This window comes from Zhengella mangrovi (assembly GCF_002727065.1).
GTDB classification, from domain to species: Bacteria; Pseudomonadota; Alphaproteobacteria; order Rhizobiales; family Rhizobiaceae; genus Zhengella; species Zhengella mangrovi.
In genome coordinates this window covers 72,373-95,046 of sequence record NZ_PDVP01000009.1, presented here as the reverse complement: position 1 = coordinate 95,046, position 22,674 = coordinate 72,373, and the positions used below count along the sequence as shown (strand labels likewise).

20 protein-coding genes are annotated in these 22,674 nt (G+C 65.8%); 10 read left to right on the top strand and 10 right to left on the bottom strand.

Annotated elements, in window-relative coordinates; genetic code table 11:
• Position 1: 1 nt before the first annotated feature.
• Positions 2-769, bottom strand: a complete 768-nt coding sequence (locus CSC94_RS15015) for a (Fe-S)-binding protein (protein ID WP_099307171.1) — start codon at positions 767-769, stop codon at positions 2-4.
• Positions 770-785: 16 nt separating this feature from the next.
• On the bottom strand, positions 786-1,568 hold the full coding sequence (locus tag CSC94_RS15010) for an FCD domain-containing protein (protein WP_099307170.1): 783 nt from the start codon (positions 1,566-1,568) through the stop codon (positions 786-788).
• A gap of 227 nt (positions 1,569-1,795) precedes the next feature.
• Between CSC94_RS15010 and CSC94_RS15005 the strand changes: the two genes are divergently transcribed.
• A complete protein-coding gene (locus CSC94_RS15005; RefSeq protein ID WP_099307169.1) occupies positions 1,796-3,100 on the top strand; it encodes a DUF3422 family protein in 1,305 nt (434 codons plus the stop codon).
• 322 nt (positions 3,101-3,422) lie between these two features.
• Here CSC94_RS15005 and CSC94_RS15000 read toward each other — a convergent pair whose 3' ends face one another.
• On the bottom strand, positions 3,423-4,349 hold the full coding sequence (locus CSC94_RS15000; protein WP_099307168.1) for a LysR family transcriptional regulator: 927 nt from the start codon (positions 4,347-4,349) through the stop codon (positions 3,423-3,425).
• Positions 4,350-4,573: 224 nt separating this feature from the next.
• Here CSC94_RS15000 and CSC94_RS14995 point away from each other — a divergent pair, with 224 nt between their 5' ends.
• The 3 genes from CSC94_RS14995 to glcF are packed head-to-tail and all read left to right on the top strand — an operon-like array spanning position 4,574 to position 8,584.
• Positions 4,574-6,028: an FAD-linked oxidase C-terminal domain-containing protein gene (locus CSC94_RS14995; RefSeq protein ID WP_099307167.1), complete on the top strand. Its 1,455-nt coding sequence runs from the start codon at positions 4,574-4,576 to the stop codon at positions 6,026-6,028.
• On the top strand, positions 6,025-7,242 hold the full coding sequence (gene glcE, locus CSC94_RS14990) for a glycolate oxidase subunit GlcE (protein ID WP_099307166.1): 1,218 nt from the start codon (positions 6,025-6,027) through the stop codon (positions 7,240-7,242). The genes CSC94_RS14995 and glcE overlap by 4 nt, the downstream gene beginning before the upstream one ends.
• A 4-nt stretch (positions 7,243-7,246) precedes the next feature.
• Positions 7,247-8,584 (top strand): glycolate oxidase subunit GlcF, encoded by a 1,338-nt coding sequence (gene glcF, locus CSC94_RS14985; protein WP_099307165.1) that lies wholly within the window; start codon positions 7,247-7,249, stop codon positions 8,582-8,584.
• Positions 8,585-8,742: 158 nt separating this feature from the next.
• On the opposite strand, the gene CSC94_RS14980 is transcribed toward glcF, so the two are convergent.
• Positions 8,743-9,633: a sensor histidine kinase gene (locus CSC94_RS14980; RefSeq protein ID WP_099307164.1), complete on the bottom strand. Its 891-nt coding sequence runs from the start codon at positions 9,631-9,633 to the stop codon at positions 8,743-8,745.
• A gap of 286 nt (positions 9,634-9,919) precedes the next feature.
• A complete protein-coding gene (locus CSC94_RS14975) occupies positions 9,920-10,711 on the bottom strand; it encodes a L,D-transpeptidase (RefSeq protein WP_099307163.1) in 792 nt (263 codons plus the stop codon).
• A gap of 237 nt (positions 10,712-10,948) precedes the next feature.
• Here CSC94_RS14975 and CSC94_RS14970 point away from each other — a divergent pair, with 237 nt between their 5' ends.
• The 6 genes from CSC94_RS14970 (at position 10,949) to CSC94_RS14945 (ending at position 16,114) form a co-directional block, all read left to right on the top strand.
• On the top strand, positions 10,949-11,605 hold the full coding sequence (locus CSC94_RS14970; protein WP_099307162.1) for a DNA-3-methyladenine glycosylase I: 657 nt from the start codon (positions 10,949-10,951) through the stop codon (positions 11,603-11,605).
• An 81-nt stretch (positions 11,606-11,686) separates the two neighbouring features.
• Complete coding sequence (locus CSC94_RS14965; protein ID WP_099307161.1) at positions 11,687-12,136, top strand: BA14K family protein; 450 nt, start codon at positions 11,687-11,689, stop codon at positions 12,134-12,136.
• Positions 12,137-12,301: 165 nt separating this feature from the next.
• On the top strand, positions 12,302-13,798 hold the full coding sequence (gene hisS, locus CSC94_RS14960) for a histidine--tRNA ligase (protein WP_099307160.1): 1,497 nt from the start codon (positions 12,302-12,304) through the stop codon (positions 13,796-13,798).
• 1 nt (position 13,799) lies between these two features.
• A complete protein-coding gene (locus tag CSC94_RS14955; protein WP_099307159.1) occupies positions 13,800-14,918 on the top strand; it encodes an ATP phosphoribosyltransferase regulatory subunit in 1,119 nt (372 codons plus the stop codon).
• A gap of 3 nt (positions 14,919-14,921) precedes the next feature.
• Positions 14,922-15,623, top strand: a complete 702-nt coding sequence (hisG, locus tag CSC94_RS14950; protein ID WP_099307158.1) for an ATP phosphoribosyltransferase — start codon at positions 14,922-14,924, stop codon at positions 15,621-15,623.
• Between the two features lie 200 nt (positions 15,624-15,823).
• Positions 15,824-16,114, top strand: a complete 291-nt coding sequence (locus CSC94_RS14945) for a hypothetical protein (protein WP_099307157.1) — start codon at positions 15,824-15,826, stop codon at positions 16,112-16,114.
• A gap of 64 nt (positions 16,115-16,178) precedes the next feature.
• Here CSC94_RS14945 and CSC94_RS14940 read toward each other — a convergent pair whose 3' ends face one another.
• The 5 genes from CSC94_RS14940 to CSC94_RS14920 form a co-directional block, all read right to left on the bottom strand.
• Positions 16,179-16,592, bottom strand: coding sequence for a DoxX family protein (locus CSC94_RS14940; protein ID WP_099307156.1), 414 nt, complete (start codon positions 16,590-16,592; stop codon positions 16,179-16,181).
• A gap of 102 nt (positions 16,593-16,694) precedes the next feature.
• Entirely contained in the window at positions 16,695-18,083 is a 1,389-nt protein-coding gene (fumC, locus tag CSC94_RS14935) for a class II fumarate hydratase (RefSeq protein ID WP_099307155.1), read from the bottom strand.
• Between the two features lie 392 nt (positions 18,084-18,475).
• Positions 18,476-20,110 (bottom strand): chaperonin GroEL, encoded by a 1,635-nt coding sequence (groL, locus tag CSC94_RS14930; protein WP_099307154.1) that lies wholly within the window; start codon positions 20,108-20,110, stop codon positions 18,476-18,478.
• Positions 20,111-20,175: 65 nt separating this feature from the next.
• Positions 20,176-20,472, bottom strand: coding sequence for a co-chaperone GroES (gene groES / locus CSC94_RS14925; RefSeq protein WP_099307153.1), 297 nt, complete (start codon positions 20,470-20,472; stop codon positions 20,176-20,178).
• Between the two features lie 257 nt (positions 20,473-20,729).
• Positions 20,730-22,601, bottom strand: coding sequence for a vWA domain-containing protein (locus CSC94_RS14920; RefSeq protein WP_133122906.1), 1,872 nt, complete (start codon positions 22,599-22,601; stop codon positions 20,730-20,732).
• Positions 22,602-22,674 lie beyond the last annotated feature (73 nt).

The following is a 22,674-nucleotide window of genomic DNA, read 5'->3' as shown; positions in this document are numbered from 1 at the left end:
GTCAGCCCTTCCCGGCAATCGGTGGCGTATCGGTCATGCCGGCCAGCACTTCCGCCACGTGGCGCACGTCCACCGCCGCGCCCTCGCGTTTCAGCTTGCCGGCCATGTTCATCAGGCAGCCGAGATCGCCGGCCAGCAGCAGCGAGGCGCCCGTGGATGTGATGTCGGCGGTCTTGCGCTCGACGATGGCGTTGGAAATGTCGGGATACTTGACGCAGAACGTGCCGCCGAAGCCGCAGCAGACGTCCGGGTCGCGCATCTCGCTGACCGTCAGCCCGTCCACGCTGGCCAGCAGCTTGCGCGGCTGCGCCTGGACACCCAGTTCGCGCAGGCCGGAACAGCTGTCATGATAGGTGGCCACCGCGTCCAGCCGGGCCGTCACGCTGTCCAGCCCCAGCACGTCGGTCAGGAAGCTGACCAGTTCGTGGCACTTGGCGGAGAAGGCCGTGGCGCGCTCCTCCCATGCCTTGTCGCCGGCGAAAAGCCCGGGGTAGTGCTTCTTCAGCATGGAGGCGCAGGAACCGGAGGGGGCGACGACGTAGTCGAAGTCCTCGAACGCGCGGATGGTCTGCTCGGCGATGGCACGCGTGTCGGCGCGGTCGCCGGAATTGTAGGCCGGCTGGCCGCAGCAGGTCTGCGCCCGCGGCACGTCCACACGGCAGCCCGCGTCCTCCATCAGCTTGATGGCGGCGAAACCGACGGCGGGCCGGAACAGGTCGACCAGGCAGGTCACGAACAGGCCGACGCGGGGAGGGGAACTCTCGGGCATGAAACGGGCTTTCGGGTTACTCGATGGATGTTTCGGTGCGCTGGCGCAGGCGCAAGCGGGAAATGCGCTGCCAGTCGACGGTGCGCTCCGCGTCGCGCATGGAATGCTCTACATAGGCCATGTGCGCTTCCGCCGCGGCGCGTGCCGCCGCCGGGTCGCCGCTCATCACGGCATCGTAGATCGCCAGGTGCTGTTCCAGCAGCTTCTCCCGTGCGCCGGGAAAATTGTAGATCATGGCGCGGTTGTAGAAAACGCCGTCGAGCAGCAGGCGGTAGCACGAGCGCAGCGTGTGCAGGAGAATGATGTTGTGCGCGCATTCGCCGATGGCATTGTGGAATTCCACGTCGATGGCCGCTTCTTCCTCGAAGTCGTCCTTCTGGTGGGCGGCCTTCATCCGCTCGATGATGCGGGTCAGCAGCGCCTTGTCGTCGTCCGTCGCGCGCCGCGTGGCATATTCGGCTGCCACGCCCTCGATCTCGCGCCGGTACTCCAGGTAGTCCGCCGTTGCCTTGCGGTGCTTTGAAATCAGCTCCATCACCGGCTTGGTGAACACCTGGCCGATGACGTCGGCCACGTAGGTGCCGCCGCCGTGACGCGTCACCAGGAGCCCGCGCGACTCCAGCACCTTCAGCGCGTCGCGCAGGATCGGGCGCGAGACCTCGAACTGTCGCGCCAGTTCCCGTTCGCCCGGCAGCTTGTCGCCCACGCGCAGGATGCCTTCAAGGATCAGGACCTCGATCTGCTCGACGACCTCGTCTGCAGTTCGCGAATGTTCGATCCTGGAAAAGATCTCGTTCAAGGCGCGTTGTCCATCCCTGCGGCATTTTCGCGCGATTCTATCGTCACGTGGCGGAACTGGTCAATTTGTTTATCCAGTTTCCGCCGCTTTTGTCGGCAATCCGCTTTTGCCGTGTCGCGCAGGGGCATGGATTGGGGGCTTGCCAATTCCCGGTTCCCACCCCATGCCTGTCTCAGTCCGGAAACAGACGCCGCCGGACGGGCGGGCCGGCAGGAGGGAAATGGCGAATGACATCTGGCGCTGAGCACCCGCATCGCTCGCTCGCGGCAACCGTTCTGGGCTTCCCGGTGCACCCGGGCCGCGCGGCCGCGCTGGGCGAGGTTCATGCCCGCCCGGCGCCGCTGGTCGAAACGCCGCACTGCCTGATCCAGCTGTCCTTCATGACCGAGGGCGGGACCACGGTCGACCATGCCGTTCTGGCCGAACTGTCGCGCGCCAACGGCGTCGCACCGCCCGATCGCGGCGCCCGCCACCATACGATCCTGCGCGGCAAGGGTGCGCTCCGCTGGGAGCGGCACACCGAGTTCTCCACCTATCTCTGGAATGGTCCGCTGTCGCCTGAAACGGGCCGTCCCGTGGAAGACCCGCCCTTCGGCGCCTCCTTCCCGGCGCCCGGCGTGGCGATCGGCGGTGTCCGCCTCGATATCCGCAAGTGGACCGATACCACGGAGAAACTGGTGGCCGGGTTTGACGCCGCCAGCCTCTGTTTCAGCCTGGTCGAGAACGGCCAGGCAGCCGCGATCACCGATTTCCGCCAGGATGGCGACGGACTGACGCGCATTCTCGTGCTGGACAGGGGGTTGACCCCGGCGCGCGCCGGCGCACTGGCCCAGCGCCTGATCGAGATCGAGACCTACCGCGTGCTGGCCATGCTGGGCCTGCCGCTGGCGCAGGAACTGTCGCCGCGCATCCGCCGCATCGAGGACCGCCTCGCCGACGTGACCAACCGAATGCGGGCCCGCGCCGATGCCGACAGCCAGGCGCTGCTGTCCGAACTGACCGACCTGGCTTCCGAACTGGAGGCCGATGCCGCGGCCAGCCTTTACCGTTTCGGGGCCAGCCGCGCCTATGACGGCATCGTCAATGAGCGCCTGTCGGCGATTGGCGAGCAGCCGGTGCCGGGCTACGACACGTGGACGGCGTTCCTGAAACGGCGGATGGCACCGGCCATGCGCACCTGCCGGTCGGTGGAGGAGCGCCAGGCCAACCTGTCGCGCAAGCTGGCCCGCGCCACGACCCTTCTCAGGAGCTGGGTCGAGGTGGACCTGCAACGCCAGAACAGCGCCCTGCTCAACTCCATGAACAAGCGGGCCCAGTTGCAGCTTCGCCTGCAGCAGACGGTGGAAGGTCTTTCGGTGGCGGCGGTGTCCTACTACGTCGTCGGGCTCATCGGCTATCTCGCCAAGGGCGTCAGCCTGTTCGGCCACGCGCTGAAACCGGAATATGTCACCGCCGCCTGCGTGCCGGTCGTGGTATTCGTCGTCTGGTGGATGGTCCGCCGGATCCGCCGCGCCCATGGTGAGCATGACTAGAGCAGTTTCAGCGGAAGTTGCAGAGGTCCGCGCTAGCGAAACTGCGGCTTGGGAAGAGCAGTTTCAGCGGAAGTTGCAGACGTCCGCGCTCGCGAAACTGCGGCTTGGGAAGAGCAGTTTCAGCGGAAGTTGCAGAGGTCCGCGCTAGCGAAACTGCGGCTTGGGAAGAGCAGTTTCAGCGGAAGTTGCAGACGTCCGCGCTCGCGAAACTGCGGCTTGGGAAGAGCAGTTTCAGCGGAAGTTGCAGAGGTCCGCGCTCGCGAAATTCATGCTTCCAAGGCAGGGAGTCAGCGAACGCCCTTTCCGCTTCCTGCTTTGAGCCTTACTCGGCGGCCAGCGCGCTCGGCGTCGTGCCGTCTTCCCAGTATGGCGATGAGCCGTAGAGCCCGGCCAGGTAGTCGATGAACAGTCGCACCTTCACCGGCAGGAAACGGCGCGACGGGTACACCGCGTAGATGCCGACATTGCGCGAGGCCGAGTAATCCGGCAGCACGCGCCGCAATTCGCCCGATGCCAGTTCCGGCCCGACGTCCCAGGTCGATCGCAGCGCGATGCCGATGCCGGCCAGAACCGCCTGTCGCAGCACTTCCGACGAATTGGTCAGCAGCGGGCCTTCCGGCCGGTAGACGAGGGGCCCGTCGGGGCCTTCCAGACGCCAAGGCTCGTTGTTGTGGGCCGGAAGCACCACGTGGTTCTGCAGGTCGGTGATGGAGGCAGGTTCGCCGTGCTTCTCGATATAGGAGGCCGAGGCCACGAGGAAGCGCTGCACCGGTGCGAGCCGGCGCGCGACAAGGCTGGAATCGGTCAGTTCCGCGATGCGGATGGCAAGGTCGAAGCCGTCGCCGACGATGTCGACGAATTCGTCGGAGAGCACGAGGTTGATTGCGAGGTCCGGGTTGTCGCGCATGAAGGCCTGCAGGTGCGGCGCGACGTGCATGCGCCCGAACGAGGTCGGCGCGGACACCTTCAGCGTGCCCTGGGGCTGTGCGGAACGGCGTGAAACGAAGCTTTCGGCTTCCTCGACGGCGGCGAGAATGGCGACGATACGCTCGTAGAAGCCCTGTCCGGCCTCGGTCAGCGCAATCTGCCGCGTCGTGCGCTGCAGAAGGCGGGTGCCGAGGCTGTCTTCGAGCCGGCGCAGCCGCTTCGAGACCACCGCCGGCGACAAGCCAAGTTCGCGCCCGGCTGCCGAGAGGCTGCCGGCCGAAACGACACGGGCAAAGATTTCATAGTCGGCTATATGGCTCATATGAGACTCACCGGGCATCTGAACCTCACTACGCCCGACGGCGGAGATGGATCACAGGATGCTGAAATTGTTTTTTTGCATGCATCAACTGCAGGCCTGACGCCGGATCGGCCTATTTTGTTCCGTAGAGAAAAATGCCTTTGCCCTGACGGAGGAAATTGCTTCAATTGCACAGCCGTCGGCAAAGTGGTAAAAGATTTTGACCAGTTCTGAGGGAGGTCCGCATGGCGAATATCCGGTTTCATGATCCCGATCCGGCCATTCTGGCGCGTCGCGCCCAGATTGTTGCCGACCTTGCCGATCTCGTGCCGGCGGAATGTTTCGTCAGCGATGAGCGCGAACTCGTGCCCTTCGAGACCGACGCCTTCACCGCCTACCGGCGCGTTCCCCTCGCCGTGGTCCTGCCCGAAACGACCGAGCAGGTCGCCCGGGTCCTGAAATACCTGGCCCGTGAAAAGGTGCCGGTCGTGCCGCGCGGCGCCGGCACCTCGCTGTCCGGCGGGGCCATCCCGCAGGAAGATGCCGTGGTCATCGGCCTGTCGAAGATGAGCCGCATTCTCGAGGTCGACCTGCCGAACCGCATGGCCCGCGTGCAGGCCGGCGTCACCAACATCAACATTTCCAACGCGGTGGATGGCGACGGCTTCTTCTATGCGCCCGATCCCTCGTCCCAGCTTGCCTGCACCATCGGCGGCAACATCGGCATGAATTCCGGTGGGGCGCACTGCCTGAAATACGGCGTGACGACGAACAACCTGCTCGGCGTGCGCCTCGTCACCTTCGACGGCGAGATCCTCGATCTCGGCGCCGGCGAACTGGATGCCGCGGGCTATGACCTGCTCGGCCTGGTCTGCGGCTCGGAGGGCCAGCTCGGCATCGTCACCGAGGCGATCGTGCGCCTCATCGCCAAGCCGGAAGGCGCCCGCCCTGTCCTGTTCGGCTTCGAATCCTCGGAAGTCGCCGGCAATTGCGTCGCCGACATCATCGCCGCCGGCATCGTTCCGGTGGCGATCGAGTTCATGGACAAACAGGCCATCGAGATCTGCGAGGCCTTCGCCCACGCCGGCTATCCGCTCGACGTCGAGGCCCTGCTCATCGTCGAGGTGGAAGGTTCCGATGCCGAGATGAACGACATGCTGGCCCGCATCATCGAGATCGCCCGCCGGCATGGCGTCAGCTCCGTGAAGGAGAGCCAGTCGGCCATGGAGGCGGCGCTGATCTGGAAAGGCCGCAAGTCCGCCTTCGGCGCCACCGGCCGCATCGCGGACTATATCTGCATGGATGGAACAGTGCCGCTCAGCCAGCTGTCCCACGTGCTGCGCGAGACCGACGTGATCGTCAGGAAATACGGATTGCGCGTCGCCAACGTTTTCCACGCCGGCGACGGCAACATGCATCCGCTCATCCTCTACAACGTCAACGACCCGGAAGAAGCGGAGAAGGCCGAGGCAGCGGGCATGGATATCCTGCGCCTGTGCGTCGATGCCGGCGGATGCCTGACCGGCGAGCATGGCGTGGGCATCGAGAAGCGTGATCTCATGCGCCACCAGTACGACGAGGTCGACCTCCTGCAGCAGCTTGCCGTGCGCGATGCCTTCGATCCGTCGCGCATCATGAACCCGTCGAAGGTTTTTCCCCTCGACATGACGAAGGGCCAGACACGAGGCAGGGCCGCATGACGACCATCCATCGCCCGCAGGACGAAAACGAGGCCGCCGGCATCATTCGCGCCGCCTGGGAGACCAGGGCGCCCCTGGCGATCGAGGGGGGCGGCACCCGCGCCGGCATCGGCCGGCCGCTCCAGGCCGCCGCGACCCTTTCGTCCACCGGCCTGAACGGCATCATCGAATACAACCCGGCCGAAATGGTCATCACGGTGGCCGCCGGCACGCCGGTCGCCACCGTCGAGACGGCCCTGGCCGAGGCCGGGCAGCGTTTTGCCTTCGAGCCGGCCGATTACCGCGCCCTGCTGGGATCGACCGGCGAGCCGACCGTCGGCGCCCTGGCCGCGGCCAACATTTCCGGCCCGCGCCGCTTCGTGGCAGGTGCTGCGCGCGATTCCCTCCTTGGCGTGCGCTTCGTCAACGGCCAGGGCGAGATCGTCCGCAACGGCGGCAAGGTGATGAAGAACGTGACCGGCCTCGACCTGGTCAAGCTGATGGCCGGTTCCTGGGGCACGCTGGGCTTCCTGACGCAGGTTACCTTCAAGGTCCAGCCGGTGCCGGAAAGCCGGATGACGCTGGCCATTCGCGGCCTGCTGGAGGAGGACGCGGTCAACGCGCTCGCCCACGCCATGGCGACCAGCGCCGACGTGTCCGGCGCCGCGCATCTGCCGGAACTGGTCGCCGACAAGGTTCTCGACGGCAGGCTCGGATCGGCGCCGGCGACCCTGCTGCGCCTCGAGGGCTTCGAGACGTCGATCCGCATTCGCGCCGAAAGGCTGAAGGCGCTGCTCGGGTCCCTGGGCGAGATCGAGGAGATCGGGGCGGAGCGGTCCGCCGCCCTCTGGACGCAGGTGCGCGACCTGGCGCCCTTCGCCGGCGGGCAGGAAGACAAGCCGGTCTGGCGCATCTCGATGAAGCCGTCCGAGGCGCACAAGGCCGTCATGGCGCTGCGCATGCAGGTGGGCGCCACCGCGTTCTACGACTGGCAGGGCGGGCTCGTCTGGCTGCGCCTGGAAACCGGCGACCCGGAGGACCAGGCTGTGCGCGCGGCGGTCGCCCGCTTCGGCGGCGGTCATGCCACGCTGGTGCGCGCCAGCGGGCCGGTTCGCGCCTCCATCCCCGTCTTCCAGCCGCAGTCGCGCGCCGTGGCGGCACTCTCGCGCCGGGTGAAGGAAACCTTCGATCCGGCGGGCATCCTCAATCCCGGCCGCATGGCGGCGGAGGCCTGATCCCATGCAGACCAGTTTCACACCCGAGCAGTTGCAGGATCCCGGCGTCGCCGAGGCGGAATCCATCCTGCGCAAGTGCGTTCACTGCGGCTTCTGCACCGCCACCTGCCCGACCTACGTGACGCTCGGCAACGAACTGGATTCGCCGCGCGGGCGCATCTACCTCATCAAGGACATGCTGGAGAATAACCGCCCGGCAGACGAGCAGGTGGTCACCCACATCGACCGCTGCCTCTCCTGCCTGGCCTGCATGACCACCTGCCCGTCGGGCGTGGACTACATGCATCTCGTCGACCATGCCCGCGCCCATATCGAGAAGACCTACCGGCGGCCGCTTCTCAACCGCCTGACACGCTCGCTGCTGGCCGCGGTCCTGCCCTACCGAGGCCGCTTTCGCGCCGCCATCGGCCTGGCGAAGATCGGCCGGCCCTTCGCCCCGGTCTTCGAGCGGGTCGGGCCGCTGAAGCCGGTCGCTGCCATGCTTCGCCTGGCCCCGAGGACGCTGGCCGCCGATGCAACGTCGGCCAAGCCGGGGCCGCGTCCTGCGCGCGGACGGAAGCGCGGTCGTGTCGCCATCCTGTCCGGCTGCGCCCAGCCCGTGCTGGACCCGGACATCAACCAGGCCACGATGGACCTTCTGAACCGGCTCGGCATCGAGGTCGTCGTGCCGAAGGGAGAGGGCTGCTGCGGCGCGCTCGTCCACCACATGGGCCGGGAAGAGCAGGCGTTCGGGCAGGCCCGCCGCAACGTCGATGCCTGGTGGCGGCTGATCGAGGACGGCGGCCTCGATGCCATCATCATCACCACGTCCGGCTGCGGCACGACCGTCAAGGACTATGGCCACATGCTGCGCCTCGACGGTGCCTATGCCGAGAAGGCGGCCCGGGTCTCGGCCCTGGCGAAGGATGTCACCGAGTACCTCGCCACGCTGGACCTGCCCGAACCGGTCAACGCGACCGGCCTGACAGTGGCCTATCATTCGGCCTGCTCCATGCAGCACGGGCAGAAGATCACCATGCAGCCGAAGGCCTTGCTGAAGAAGGCCGGCTTCACGGTGAAGGACCCGGCGGAAGGCCACCTGTGCTGCGGTTCGGCCGGCACCTACAACATCATGCAGCCCGATATTGCCGCCACGCTGAAGGAGCGCAAGGTCAGGAACCTGAAGGCGACGAAGGCGGAGGTGATCGCGGCTGGCAACATCGGCTGCATCACCCAGATCGGCGATGCGGCCGGCCTGCCCGTCGTCCACACGGTCAAGCTGCTGAACTGGGCCTGGGGCGGCGACAAACCCGCGGGCGTGCCGCAGGGCCGGGTGAAGAAGGACCTGCTGGCTGCGGAATAAAGCAATTCCAGCGAAAGTGGACGCCGGTTTCGCGTCCGGAATTGCGACTGGCAAGCCCGGATTCCAGCGAAAGTGGACGCCGGTTTCGCGTCCGGGTTCGCTCGGGAACAAGCGGATGAAGCACTGCGGCGAGTGGCGCAGATGCTCCGGACGGAACATCAACCGGCGAAGTTCACCGTGAAGGTCGTGCCGCCCGGACCGGTGGTGCGCTCCACCGTGCCGTTGCCCTGTTGCGCCAGCGCCTCGATCAGTCGCAGGCCGAGGCCGCTCTTGCCGCTCCTCATCGTTTCGTCCGAGATGCCCTGGCCGTCGTCGGCGATCGTCAGGACATGGCCGCCGTTGTCCGGACGGAACTCCACGCTGATGCGCCCCTTGCCCTCGCCGAAGGCATGCTTGATGCTGTTGGTGGCGACCTCGTTGACCAGCAGTCCGATGACGATGGCCTTGTCGCGGTTGATCGCGATGCGGGGCGCCTTGCAGGAAAACCCGACACGCCGGTCGGCTGTCGCCGTGTCTTCCAGCGCCGTGCACAGGTCGCGCAGGTATTCGTCGATATGGACCGAGCCGGTGTCGTCGAAGCGGAAGCGCAGGTAGCCGTAGGCCCGCGCATAGCTCTCGATGCGGCCGAGCGCGCTTTGCAGCAGCGCCTTGGCGTCGGGCGGCGCATCGCGCATCTGCATGCGCATGATCGACGCGATGGAGGCAAAACTGTTCTTGACCCGATGCTCCAGTTCCACCAGCAGCATCTCCCGGTCATGAAGCGCCTTGCGGGCGGCCCGGCGGAAGATCTCCGCCAGCAGCACGGAGATGAAGCCGGCGGCCAGGTTGACGAATACCCGCGGGCCGTCGCTGCTGTCCTCGAAACGGAAGCTGCCGGCAATCGGCAGGATGAAGTACCACGCGTGAAGGCCGGCGAGCGACTGGCAGACCACGCCCGCGATCCAGCCGCCGAACAGCGTGGCGATCAGCACCACCGGCACGGCCAGCGCGAAGGGGCCGGCACCGGGCAGGGAGATATCGGTCAGGGCGCGCAATCCCACCGCCACCACGCTGCAGACGGCGCCGAAAAGCGCCGCGCTGACGGGCGCGGGAAGCGGCTTTGCGATTTCGGTAATGTCGATGCGGGCAAGGCGATGCAGGGTGCGGTCTCCATGGGGCGAGGAACACCATTAGGATAGCAAGCACGGATGAAGTAGCAATATGGCGGCATTTTTCCGGTGGAACCCTGGCCGCGCACGAAAACGGCGCGGCCGTTGTCCAGGGCCGCGCCGTTTCACCGAAGCGGGTCGGCGGCCTGTTCCCCATGCCGCGCGACCCTGTCCCTCTCCGGTCAACTCATTTGACGATCACCCGGGTGCCCACGTCCACGCGGTTGTAGAGATCGATGACGTCTTCGTTGCGCATGCGGATACATCCCGAGGAAACGTTCCCGCCGATCGTCCACGGCGCGTTGGTGCCGTGGATCCGGTAGAGCGTTGAGCCCAGGTACATGGCGCGCGCGCCGAGCGGATTGGCCGGTCCGCCTTCCATGTGAACCGGCAGCACCCGTCCTTCCTGCCGCCGGACGCGCTCGATCATCTCGGCCGGAGGGCGCCAGTCGGGCCATTCCTTCTTCTGGGTGATCTTGTGCGTGCCGGCCCACTCGAACCCCGGCTTGGCCACCCCGACGCCGTAGCGGCGTGCCTGGCCGCCGGACTGGACGAGGTAGAGGAACTTGTTGTCGGTATCGATGATGATCGTGCCCGCCTTTTCCGGGCCGTCATAGGCCACGTCCTGGGGCAGGTAGAGCGGGTTCATCATCCGCTTGGGCTGCGCCGGCAGGGGCCGGACGGCATAACCGGCGGTGCGCACCTGGCGGTCGACCGTCCGGTGCTGCGGCGGCCGCTGGCGGACGATGCGCTTGGGCGGCGGCGCCACGCGGACACCGACGCCGGCCGGGAGGTTCTGGTAACGGCGCGCCCGCGGTGCGTTCACCGGCGCGCGCTGCAGTTGCATCACCCAGGGGGCGGAAAGATCGGGACTGACCACCACGGGTGGCCGGCTGGAATAGCGGCCGTCGGCCTGGGCCTCGCTGGCGGCGATCAGGCCGAGCAGGGCGGCGGACGCCAGGAAAAGCGATTTCAACATCAGACGTACTCTCAATTGGTTCGTCACAGGGGCTCGCCTGCCGGCCGGCCAGGGACGTGCCCGGTCGCAGGTTGACGGCGATCCTGCTCCCGTGTCGGAGTCGGAAAGGTGAATCGATTTTCATAAAATGCGATTCGGGACCGAAACCTTTCGATATGGTTATCCCGCCCTTCAGGGACGTGGTGAATCAGGGATGAATCCGGGCAGGACCCCGGTTAACGGGCAGGAGAGGACAGCATGGACGATGCGGGTGAGGGGCTTCTGGCCGGTCCGGACGGGCAGCCGCGCTGCTTCTGGCACGGCGGGCTGGAGGATTATTGCCGCTACCACGACGAGGAATGGGGCTACCCGGTTTCCGATGATGTCCGCCTGTTCGAGAAGATCTGCCTCGAGGGGTTCCAGGCCGGCCTGTCCTGGCTCACAATCCTGCGCAAGCGGGAGAATTTCCGTTCTGCCTTCGCCGGGTTCGACATCGACAGGGTGGCCCGTTTCGATGACGCCGACATCGCGCGGCTGCTGGCGGACAGCGGCATCGTGCGCCATCGCGGCAAGATCGCATCCACCATCAACAACGCGAAACGCGCGCAGGAAATGCGTGACGAGTTCGGCTCGCTTGCCGCCTTCTTCTGGTCTTTCGAGCCGGACAGGGCCGAACGCCCGGACCGCGTCACCCGCCAGGTCCTTGTGGCCAATCCCGTGACCGCGGCTTCGAAGAGGCTGTCGAAGGACCTGAAGAAGCGGGGCTGGACCTTCGTCGGCCCCACCACGGTTTATGCCTTCATGCAGGCCATGGGGCTGGTGAACGATCACCTCGAAGGCTGCATCTGCCGTGCAAGGGCCGAGGCGGCCCGTCAGGAGTTTGAACGCCCGGCCGCGACGCCAGCCGCATCCTGAGCCGGTCGGCCTGCCTGCTCTCGGAACAATCGCCCGGGTTGCGGATTGACCACCGAGGGACGAGAAGTTCAGGAGAAGACAATGCCGAAAAAGACTGGTTTCATGGCGTCGGCCCTGGCCGCCGCAGCAATGACGTTTGCTCCGATGGCAACGGCCGTCGCCGTCCCGATGACCCCGCAGACCGTGCAGACACAGGTCGGCACGTCCGACGTGATCAAGGTTCAGCGCCGGCATCATCGTCGCGGGTTCCATCGCCGCGGCGGCCGCGGCTTCTACAACGGCCATCGCGGATCGCGCCGCCACCATCGCGGCTGGCGCCGTCACAACGGCTGGTGGTTCCCGCCGGCGGCCTTCGCACTGGGCCTCGCGCTCGGTGCTGACCGGAGCTATGACCCGCCGCGCCGCCGTGGCCGTCATTCCCGCGCCCACTACCGCTGGTGTGACCACAAGTACCGGTCCTACCGGGCCTGGGACAACACCTACCAGCCCTACAACGGGCCGCGCCGCCAGTGCTGGTCGCCGTACGATTGATCGATCGGTTGATTAGCTGAAAACGAAACCCGGCCCGTCGCGGCCGGGTTTTTCATTTTACGCCCCCGAAACGGCCCCGCGGTTAGCCCGTTACCCTTGCCGGTTGAACCCTTGTCGGTTAGGAGAACGTCGATTTTTCCGTTTCCCGCCGCTTGGGGCCGCTCCATGTCTGACAAGAAAAAGAAGAAGCCGCAGAAACTGAAGGCGCGCCTGCCGCGCGGCTTCGTTGACCGCTCGCCGGAGGATATCCGCGCGACAGACGAGATGGTGGCGAAAATCCGCGAGGTCTACGAGCGCTACGGCTTCGACCCGGTCGAGACGCCGATGTTCGAATACACCGATGCGCTCGGCAAGTTCCTGCCCGACAGCGACCGGCCGAACGAAGGCGTGTTCTCGCTGCAGGATGACGACGACCAGTGGCTGAGCCTGCGTTACGATCTGACCGCGCCGCTTGCCCGTCACGTCGCCGAAAACATCAACGAGATCGCGCTGCCCTACCGCAGCTATCGCGCCGGCTGGGTTTTCCGCAACGAGAAGCCCGGCCCCGGCCGCTTCCGCCAGTTCATGCAGTTCGATGCCGACGTCGTCGGTGCCCCGGGCGTCCAGACCGACGCCGAGATGTGCATGATGATGGCCGACGCCATGGAAGCGCTGGGCGTCCAGCGCGGCGATTATGTCATCCGTGTCAACAACCGCAAGGTGCTCGACGGCGTGCTGGAGGCCATCGGCCTTGGCGGCGATGACAACGCGGAACGCCGCCTCACCGTGCTTCGCTCCATCGACAAGCTGGACAAGTTCGGCGTTGACGGTGTGCGCCTGCTGCTCGGCCCGGGCCGCTGGGACGGCGGCAAGGAAGGCGAGGGCGACTTCACCAGGGGCGCCGGGCTGGACGAGGCCCAGATCACGACCGTCCTGAAAGGCATCGGCCTGATCGCCGACGACACGGACGACTATCCCGCGTCCCAGTCCTATGCCCATGGCATGGCGGAACTGCGGATGATCGAAAGTCTGGTCCAGGCGGCCGGCTACGGGCCCGACCGGATCCGGATCGACCCGTCGGTCGTCCGCGGCCTCGAGTATTACACCGGCCCCGTCTACGAGGCGGAACTGACCTTCGACGTCGTCAACGAGAAGGGCGAAACGGTCCAGTTCGGCTCGGTCGGCGGCGGCGGCCGCTACGACGGCCTCGTCAAGCGCTTCACCGGCCAGGACGCGCCCGCGACCGGCTTTTCCATCGGCGTCTCGCGCCTGATGACCGCCCTGAAGAACCTCGGCAAGCTCGGCCGTACGCCGGTTGTCGCGCCGGTCCTGGTGACCGTCATGGACGGCGATACGGAAGCCCTCGGCCGTTACCAGAAGATGGTCCAGGACCTGAGAAATGCCGGTATCCGCGCCGAAATGTACCAGGGCAACTGGAAGAAGTTCGGCAACCAGCTCAAATATGCCGACCGGCGCCATTGCCCCATCGCCATCATCCAGGGCTCCGACGAGCGCGGGAAGGGAATCGTCCAGGTCAAGGACATGATCGAGGGACGTCGACAGGCCGAGGCCATCGCCTCCAACGAGGAATGGCGCGAGGCCCGTCCCGGCCAGTTCGAGATCGCCGAGGCCGACCTGGTGGCCGAGGTGAAGAGACTGCTGGCGGCGCAGGCGGGCGCATGACATGACCCCGCGCTTTCCCTCCAGTGCGCGCGACATCCTCGCCCTGTTCGAAAGGCGCGGCGCCGAGGCCGTGGACGTGCCGGTCATCCAGCCGGCCGATCCCTTTCTCGACATGGCCGGCGAGGACCTTCGCCGTCGCATCTTCCTGACCGAGAGCGAAACCGGCGAAAGCCTGTGCCTGCGCCCCGAGTTCACCATCCCGGTCTGCCGCATGCACATCGAGGCGGCCGAGGCCGGCCATCGCCGCTATGCCTATCTCGGCGAGGTGTTCCGGCAGCGCCGCGAAGGCGGCAACGAGTTCTTCCAGGCCGGCATCGAGGACCTGGGAGACACCGACATCAACAGCGCCGATGCCCGGTCGCTGGCCGATGCGCTGGCGCTGGTGACCATGCTCATGCCGGCCCAGGCGCTGACGGTCTCAATGGGCGACCAGGCGGTCTTCGAGGCCGTGCTCGCCTCGCTTGGCCTGCCGCGCGGCTGGCAGCAGCGCCTTGCCCGCGCCTTCGGGGCGCCAGACCAGATGGCGGCCGCGCTGGAGGCGCTCTCTTCGGGTAGCGGGCAGAAAACCGAGCTCGATGACGCCATTGCCGCGCTTGTCGCCCGGGATGATCGCGCCGAACTGGAAGCCCGTATTGCCGCCCGGATGACGGAGACCGGCATTTCGCCCTCCGCCGGCCGCTCGCCCGCCGAGATCGCGGGCCGATTGATCGACAAGGCCCGGCTGGCGTCCGTCCGGCTGGCGCCGGAAGCCATCGCCGCCCTCCAGGATTTCCTGTCGATCAGCGCGCCGCTGGCCGATGCGTCGAGCACGCTGCAGGGCTTCGCCGCCAGGGCGGGACTGAAGATCGATGCGGCACTGGCGGCCTTCGATGCCCGCGTTGCCGCCATCGCCAATGCCGGGCTCGATCTCGGCTTCATCCGCTATGATGCGGCTTTCGGCCGTCCCCTCGACTATTACACCGGCCTCGTTTTCGAGCTGCATGCCCCCGGGCAGGAACGGCCTGTCGCCGGCGGCGGCCGCTACGATCGCCTCCTGACGCTCCTCGGCGCACCGGCCCCCATATCGGGCGTCGGCTTTTCCGTCTGGCTCGACCGGACCGAGCAGGCAAGGGAGATCTGAGCCATGGCCGTCACCATTGCCCTGCCGTCGAAGGGCCGCCTGAAGGAACAGGCAATCGCCGTTTTCGAGAATGCCGGCTATTCGATCCGCCAGCCGGAGGATGCCCGCCAGTATCGTGCAAGCGTCGACGGTCATGACGGCATCGAGATCGCCTTCCTGTCGGCCTCCGAGATCGCGCGCGAACTGGGTGCGGGCACGGTGGACATGGGCGTTACGGGCGAGGACCTGGTGCGCGAGACGCTGGCCGCCTGGGACGAGAAGGTGGAAATTTCCGCCCGCCTCGGCTTCGGCCATGCCGACGTGATCGTCGCCGTTCCGGAAGTCTGGTTCGACGTCAACACCATGGCCGACCTGAACGATGTCGCGGCGGAATTCCGCATGGGCCATGGCCGGCGCCTTCGCATCGCCACCAAGTACTGGCGGCTGACCCAGCAGTTCTTCTCCCGCGCCCACGGCATCCAGGTCTACCGCATCGTCGAGAGCCTCGGGGCGACCGAGGGCGCACCGGCTGCGGGCTCTGCCGATGTGATCGTGGACATCACCTCCACGGGCTCCACGCTGCGCGCCAACCACCTGAAGATCCTCGACGACGGGGTGATCCTGAAGTCGCAGGCCTGCCTCGTGACGGGCAAGGGTGTGCTGGCCGGTGCCGAGGCCGCCCTGGCCCGCGAGATCGTCGGGCGGATCGGCGATAGCCTCCGCTGAAAGTCGCGCGCGGACCGATTGCTTTTCGCGCGGACTGGGATCAAAATATGAGAGTCGGACGATGTGTCCGGCCCGAACGCGTCCCCCGGCCTGTCCCAAGGGTCTGGTGCGGCTCCGCCAACCACAAAGCCAAAACACATGCGTTCCGTTCATGCGCATTCGCCGGATGGTCCGGCGTAGCGGATTTGCGGAGCTATTTCATGGAAATGACAATTGGACTGGCCGTTTACGGCCTGTCGGTCCTGCTGCTGCTCTGGTTTGCCACCCGGAGCGTCCCGGTGGGGGTCGCCGCCTTGCTCGAAAACGACCTCATGGCCGGCATTGCCTGCGCCTTGCTGACAGCCGGTCTGATTCTCGGCCTGCTGCTGGTCTATTTCGGCACCGAGGCAATCCTCGGCACGCCACGTCTCGCGGCAGCCGCTTCGGTTGGCGCTGTCGTCGCGACAGTCGCTCTCGGGCGGTTGGCGCGGCGCAGCGGCATCGCGGGCTGAAATGGAAAAGACCCGGCCGCCAGGCGGCCGGGTCTCCTGTTCTTCAAGCGACCGGTCGGATTGGTCAGGAGGCCAGCGCCAGCGGGGCCGCCTTGCCACGGCGTGCGTCCACCGACCAGGCACCGGCGCCCGTCACCGCCAGGAAGGCAAAGCCGCCGGCCATGGCGAGGTTCTTCATGAAGTTGATGAACTGCATCTGGTCGGCCGGGTCGAAGTGGAAGACGAAGCCGGTGAAGATGCAGAAGGCCGCCAGGGCCAGCGCCGTGGCGCGGGTCATGAAGCCGGCGAGGATGAACAGGCCTGCGACCAGTTCGAAGATCGCGGCCAGCCAGGCCAGGGCCGTCGAGGCAGGCAGGCCGACGGAGGCAATGTAGCCGGCCGTGCCGTCGATGCCGCCGGCAAGCTTGCCCCAGCCGGCCATGATGAAGATGAAGGCGGCCAGCACGCGGCCGACCAGCACGAGAAGATTGGCGTTCATGGATGATCCCTCGAGGATTGTTTTCGATGCGTGGACAATACTCGCGAAATTGTTCACGAATAGACACGTTATGGGCAACGCAGCGTAAACGTTTTGGAAACGTCAGCCGCCGCTGACCATCGTTTCAGGCCGCACCAGCCGGTCGAAGGTTTCTGCATCGACGTGGCCGCTTTTCAGCGCCTCCTCGCGCAGCGTCGTGCCGTTCGCATGGGCGGACTTGGCGATCGACGCCGCCTTGTCGTAGCCGATCTCCGGCGCCAGGGCCGTCACCAGCATCAGCGACCGGTCCACCAGGTCGGCGATATGCTGCTCGTTGGCCGTGATGCCGTCGACGCAGTTCTCGGCAAAGGATGTCATGGCATCGCCCATGAGGCCGGTCGATTGCAGCACGGCGTGGGCGATCACGGGTTTCATCACGTTGAGTTCGAACTGGCCCTGCGAGGCGGCGAAGGCCACGGTGGTCTCGTTGCCCATCACCTGCGCCGCGACCATGGTCAGCGCCTCGGCCTGCGTCGGGTTCACCTTGCCCGGCATGATCGAGGAGCCCGGTTCGTTTTCCGGCAGCGACAGTTCTCCCAGGCCCGACCGGGGGCCGGAGGCGAGCAGGCGGATGTCGTTGGCGATCTTGAAGAGATCGGCGGCCAGCGACGTCAGCGCACCGTGGAAATGGGCCAGCGCGCCATGGCTGGCCAGCGCCTCGAAACGGTTGCCGGCCGGGCGGAAATCAAGGCCGGTCAGGCCGGAAATCTCCTCGGCGAAGCGGGTCGCGAATCCGTCCGGCGCGTTGAGGCCGGTGCCGACCGCCGTGCCGCCCTGCGCCAGCGCGAGGACGTCCTTCAGGCTGGCCGCGATGCGGTGGCGCGCCAGGTCGATCGCGGCGGCGTAGCCGGAAAACTCCTGGCCGAGCGTCAGCGGCGTGGCATCCTGCGTATGCGTCCGCCCGATCTTCACGATGCCGGAAAACGCCTCCGCCTTCGCCTGGAGAGCCCGGTGCAGGTGGTCGAGGCCCGGAAACAGCCGGTCGCGCGCCTGCATGGCCACCGCCACGTGCATGGCGGTCGGAAACGTGTCATTGGACGACTGGCTGCGGTTGACGTGATCGTTGGGATGGACCGGGCGCTTCGATCCCATTGTCCCGCCGGCCAGTTCGATGGCCCGGTTGGCGATCACCTCATTGGCGTTCATGTTGGTCTGCGTGCCCGATCCGGTCTGCCAGACCACGAGCGGAAACTGATCGTCCAGGGTACCTGCGGCCACTTCGCCGGCCGCCCGCTCGATCAGGTTCGCCAGTTCGCCGTCGAGCGTGCCCAGTGCCGCGTTGGTCCGCGCCGCGGCCTGCTTCACCAGCCCCAGCGCGTGGATCAGGGCAGGGGGCATGCGCTCGCCCCCGATGCGGAAATTCTGCAGGCTGCGCTGGGTCTGCGCACCCCAGTAGGAAGACCCGGGCACCTCGATCGGCCCGAACGTGTCGGATTCGGTGCGTGTCGCCATGGCGTCTGCTCCTCTTGTCCCCTTGAACATATGGGGCCGGAGGGGCGCGAACCAAGACCGGGAAGGACGCTGGTCCGTCGATCGATGCGGCATGGCGGCATGCAAAAAGGGCGGCCCGTGAGAGCCGCCTTTCCTGTAGGTCTCGGATGGAAGTCGGGCCTGGAAGTCCATGCCGCCACGTCCGGCCCGCGCCGGACAGGTATGAAAGCATGGTGGCATGCAAAAAGGGCGGCCCGTGAGAGCCGCCCTTCATGTAGGTCTCGGATGGAAGCCGGGTCTGGAAGTCCATGCCGCCACGTCCGGCCTGCGCCGGACAGGTATGAAAGCATGGCATGCAAAAAGGGCGGCCCGTGAGAGCCGCCCTTCGTGTAGGTCTCGGATGGAAGCCGGACTTAGAAGTCCATGCCGCCCATGCCGCCGCCCGGCATCGCCGGAGCAGCCGATTCCTTCTTCGGAAGTTCGGCGATCATGGCTTCGGTGGTGACCAGCAGGCCGGCCACGGAAGCGGCATCCTGCAGGGCGGTGCGAACCACCTTGACCGGATCGACGATACCCATGGTGATCATGTCGCCATATTCACCGGTCTGGGCGTTGTAGCCGAAGGTCTCCGACGCGTTCTCGAGGATCTTGCCGACCACGATCGAGGCCTCGTCACCGGCGTTGGTGACGATCTGGCGGGCCGGCGACTGCAGGGCGCGGCGCACGATGGCGATACCGGCTTCCTGGTCGGCGTTGGCGCCCTTGACCGAGAGAATGTTGGAGGCGCGCAGCAGGGCGGTGCCGCCACCGGCCACGATGCCTTCCTCGACGGCCGCGCGGGTCGCGTTGAGGGCGTCGTCGACGCGGTCCTTCTTCTCCTTCACTTCCACTTCCGTGGCGCCGCCGACGCGGATGACGGCAACACCGCCAGCCAGCTTGGCAAGACGCTCCTGGAGCTTCTCACGGTCGTAGTCGGAGGTCGTCTCTTCGATCTGGCCCTTGATCTGGGCAACGCGGCCCTCGATCTCGGCCTTCTGGCCGGCGCCGTCGACGATCGTGGTGTTCTCCTTGGAGATCGCCACCTTCTTGGCACGGCCGAGCATGTCGAGCGTGACGTTTTCCAGCTTGATGCCGAGGTCCTCGGAGATCACCTGGCCACCGGTGAGGATGGCGATGTCTTCCAGCATGGCCTTGCGGCGGTCACCGAAGCCCGGAGCCTTGACGGCGGCGATCTTCAGGCCGCCACGCAGCTTGTTGACCACCAGCGTGGCAAGAGCCTCGCCTTCCACGTCCTCGGCGATGATGATCAGCGGCTTGGACGACTGCACGACGGCTTCCAGCACCGGCAGCATGGCCTGCAGGTTGGACAGCTTCTTCTCGTGCAGCAGGATGTAGGCGTCTTCCAGCTCGGCGACCATCTTTTCCGGGTTGGTCACGAAGTAGGGCGACAGGTAGCCGCGGTCGAACTGCATGCCTTCGACGACTTCCAGCTCGGTCTCGGCCGTCTTGGCTTCCTCGACGGTGATGACACCCTCGTTGCCGACCTTCTGCATGGCGCTGGCGATCATGTCGCCGATTTCCTTTTCGCCATTGGCGGAAATCGTGCCGACCTGGGCCACTTCGTCGGAGGTGTTGATCTTCTTGGCCGCAGAAACCAGCTTGGAGGCCACTTCGGCGACGGCGAGATCGATGCCGCGCTTCAGGTCCATCGGGTTCATGCCGGCGGCAACGGCCTTGGCGCCTTCCTTGACGATCGCCTGGGCGAGAACGGTCGCGGTGGTCGTTCCGTCACCGGCGATGTCGTTGGTCTTGGAGGCGACTTCGCGCACCATCTGTGCGCCCATGTTCTCGAACTTGTCTTCCAGTTCGATTTCCTTGGCGACGGAAACGCCGTCCTTGGTGATGCGCGGAGCGCCGAACGCCTTGTCGATGACGACGTTGCGGCCCTTCGGGCCGAGCGTCACCTTGACGGCATCGGCGAGAATGTCCACGCCGCGCAGCATACGCTCGCGCGCGTCACGGCTGAATTTGACTTCCTTGGCTGCCATGTTTCCTTACTCCTGGGCTTGTGCCCCAAATGAGGATTGTTGTTTGAACGTGTGGTTCCCGGCGATCAGCCGATCACGCCCATGATGTCGGCTTCCTTCATGATCAGAAGGTCTTCGCCGTTGAGCTTGACTTCGGTGCCCGACCACTTGCCGAACAGGACGCGGTCGCCAGCCTTGACGGCCATCGGGATCAGCTCGCCGCTGTCCTTGCGCGCGCCTTCGCCGACAGCGACGATTTCGCCTTCCGACGGCTTTTCCTTGGCGGTATCGGGAATGATGATCCCGCCGGCGGTCTTTTCTTCGGACTCAACCCGGCGCACGACAACGCGATCGTGAAGCGGGCGGAAATTCATCTCGGCCATGTCTGTTACCCTTGGGTGAATGAACTTGTGTTCGATCTCTCCGCTATCGCGGCATTAGCACTCGCGTTTGGTGAGTGCTAACGGCGCCGGAGATAATCACGCCGGGCATCGAAGTCAAGAAATCGTCGATGGAAAAATTCGTGCTGGTAAACGGCACCCGGAAGAACCGGCGTCAGGGACGGCAAACGCGGCGGACCCTACAGGCAAAACGCCCCGCCGGGAAGGGCGGGGCGCTCGATGGCAGGCGGGTGGCTTGATCAGCCGACGATGCGCAGGTTCGACAGCTCGTCGGCGATGGCCTTGAAGACGTCCATGAGCTCGCCGCCGGTCGCGTTGTAGAACAGCTTCTCGTAATTGCCGTTGGCATCCTTGCGGAACCGCGATTCCGACGCGCAGCTGCGCAGCTCGCTGATGGTGGAGGAACTCGACGGCAGGTCCAGCGCGATCGAGAAGATCGTGACTCCCTCCGATTTCGCGTTGGTGCACAGCTGCTCCATGTGCTCGTCCATCGCCTTGGTGTAGTTGGCGTCGCTGTAGGACCCGGTGGCGAAGGAGGAACTCAGGCCCTCGTAGAGCCTCGGCTTGCTGCCGCCGTCGTAATTCGTGCCCATGTAGCCGTGCGCAGCATAGGTCGACCGCTTGATGTAGTCCGGGTCGTAATAGGAGCTCGGCAGGTTGGTGTAGGTGTTGGCGCCGTCGGTCAGCACGATGATGACCTTGTCGTTGTTGTTGTCGCTGTCGGCCCGGCCCTGGTCGAAGGGCGGCGACTTGGTCAGCGTGTGCCAGCCCCAGGCCATGCCTTCCGGCACGTTGGTGTTGCCGTTGGCTTCCATGGCGTCAATGGCGTCCTTGACCGTCTTCAGTCCGGCCGAGGTCGTCACGTCCTGCAGCGGCGTGATCGCCGTCGTGGTGCAGGAGAAGTTCGGGCCGGAATCCATCGCCGAGGCATAGCTGCCCGGAAGCGGCTGGAAATACTTCACCATGTCGGTGTGGCGCTTGATGTTGGTGTAGCTGGAAGGCTCGCCCGTGTAGTCGTCGTCGATCCAGTTGTTGTGCCACCATCCTGTCGGACCGTTGTCCGTTTCGTCGTTGGCGAACATCGGCACGATCAGCGACTCCGGCTCGCTGGAATCGGCCAGCACGCCGTTGACGTTGTAGGGATAGGGACGGGCCTCGACGCAGCCCTTCCACGCCTCGGCAGCGCCGTAGATCGGCTCGGTGACCGGCGGAACCCAGACCGACGTGTAGTAGCAGTACTGTGAACCGTAATACCACTTGCAGACCCGTTGGGTCTCGTACTTGCCTGCCTGGATGACGTTTTCGCCGATCTGCTTCTTCATCGAGTTGTAGAGCGTGAAGCGGGTCAGCGGCTGGCCTTCTTCCGCGCCCCACCCGGCACCGGTCTTGATCCAGCGGTTGCCCTGCTTGACGGCCTTCTTGGTGTCGCCCCAGGCGTCCTTGAGCGAATTCCAGTTGAAATTCTCGTGGTGAACCGGGGAGTCGCCGTACTTGTCCATCCAGTCGGCGTCGGCATATTGCGACCCGATGTTCACCGAGGCCGCAAACGGAACGACCGAAAACTGAACCGGCTTGGAAATCTGCTTGATCTTCTTGGCGTCGGCTGCCAGTTCCTCGACCAGGAAGGTGGCCGCTTCCTTGAGCAGCGCCATTCGTTTCTTGCTGGACCCCGAGCCGGTCGAATCCATAGAACCGGAATTGTCCAGCACCAGGGCGATCTCCGCCGTGTTCTTGGTGCGGACCTTCACGGTCTCCTCGAAATTGAAGTGGGAGATGTTGTGGTACATGCTGGAAAGCGCCGGCGTCAGGAACAGCGGCTTGAAGTCCAGCGATGTCGTCAGCTTGATGTCGCCGCCGCTGCCCGCGTCGTTCGGCAGCAGGACCGTCAGCGTGGTCTGCGCCGGGTCGACCGGGCCAAGGTTGGATTCGAAGAACTGCTTGCCGAACGCCTTGAGTTCCTCGCCCTCCATGCCCTGTTCGATCTGACGGCCCATCGCGATGCCGGCGGCTTCCATGGCATAGACGGTCGCATGGCGCTGCCGGAGGATTTCCGTCAGGTCGATGCCGATCCCGACACTGAGAAGGAGCGCGGGAAGCACGAGCGCGGTCATGATGGCAAAATTGCCCGACTCGCTTTTTCTGAAAGAACTGAACACAGCAATGCTCCTGCCAATTGCATCAGCA

Bases quoted from the DNA above. Each gene is read 5' to 3' on its own strand.
- CSC94_RS14995 (WP_099307167.1), top strand. From the start codon at position 4,574: ATGGCGAATATCCGGTTTCATGATCCCGATCCGGCCATTCTGGCGCGT.
- glcF (WP_099307165.1), top strand. From the start codon at position 7,247: ATGCAGACCAGTTTCACACCCGAGCAGTTGCAGGATCCCGGCGTCGCC.
- CSC94_RS14975 (WP_099307163.1), bottom strand. From the start codon at position 10,711: ATGTTGAAATCGCTTTTCCTGGCGTCCGCCGCCCTGCTCGGCCTGATC.
- CSC94_RS14970 (WP_099307162.1), top strand. From the start codon at position 10,949: ATGGACGATGCGGGTGAGGGGCTTCTGGCCGGTCCGGACGGGCAGCCG.
- hisG (WP_099307158.1), top strand. From the start codon at position 14,922: ATGGCCGTCACCATTGCCCTGCCGTCGAAGGGCCGCCTGAAGGAACAG.
- CSC94_RS14920 (WP_133122906.1), bottom strand. From the start codon at position 22,601: ATGACCGCGCTCGTGCTTCCCGCGCTCCTTCTCAGTGTCGGGATCGGC.
- CSC94_RS15015 (WP_099307171.1), bottom strand. From the start codon at position 769: ATGCCCGAGAGTTCCCCTCCCCGCGTCGGCCTGTTCGTGACCTGCCTG.
- CSC94_RS14940 (WP_099307156.1), bottom strand. From the start codon at position 16,592: ATGAACGCCAATCTTCTCGTGCTGGTCGGCCGCGTGCTGGCCGCCTTC.
- CSC94_RS15005 (WP_099307169.1), top strand. From the start codon at position 1,796: ATGACATCTGGCGCTGAGCACCCGCATCGCTCGCTCGCGGCAACCGTT.
- glcE (WP_099307166.1), top strand. From the start codon at position 6,025: ATGACGACCATCCATCGCCCGCAGGACGAAAACGAGGCCGCCGGCATC.
- CSC94_RS14945 (WP_099307157.1), top strand. From the start codon at position 15,824: ATGGAAATGACAATTGGACTGGCCGTTTACGGCCTGTCGGTCCTGCTG.
- groES (WP_099307153.1), bottom strand. From the start codon at position 20,472: ATGGCCGAGATGAATTTCCGCCCGCTTCACGATCGCGTTGTCGTGCGC.
- CSC94_RS15000 (WP_099307168.1), bottom strand. From the start codon at position 4,349: ATGAGCCATATAGCCGACTATGAAATCTTTGCCCGTGTCGTTTCGGCC.
- CSC94_RS14955 (WP_099307159.1), top strand. From the start codon at position 13,800: ATGACCCCGCGCTTTCCCTCCAGTGCGCGCGACATCCTCGCCCTGTTC.
- CSC94_RS14965 (WP_099307161.1), top strand. From the start codon at position 11,687: ATGCCGAAAAAGACTGGTTTCATGGCGTCGGCCCTGGCCGCCGCAGCA.
- groL (WP_099307154.1), bottom strand. From the start codon at position 20,110: ATGGCAGCCAAGGAAGTCAAATTCAGCCGTGACGCGCGCGAGCGTATG.
- fumC (WP_099307155.1), bottom strand. From the start codon at position 18,083: ATGGCGACACGCACCGAATCCGACACGTTCGGGCCGATCGAGGTGCCC.
- hisS (WP_099307160.1), top strand. From the start codon at position 12,302: ATGTCTGACAAGAAAAAGAAGAAGCCGCAGAAACTGAAGGCGCGCCTG.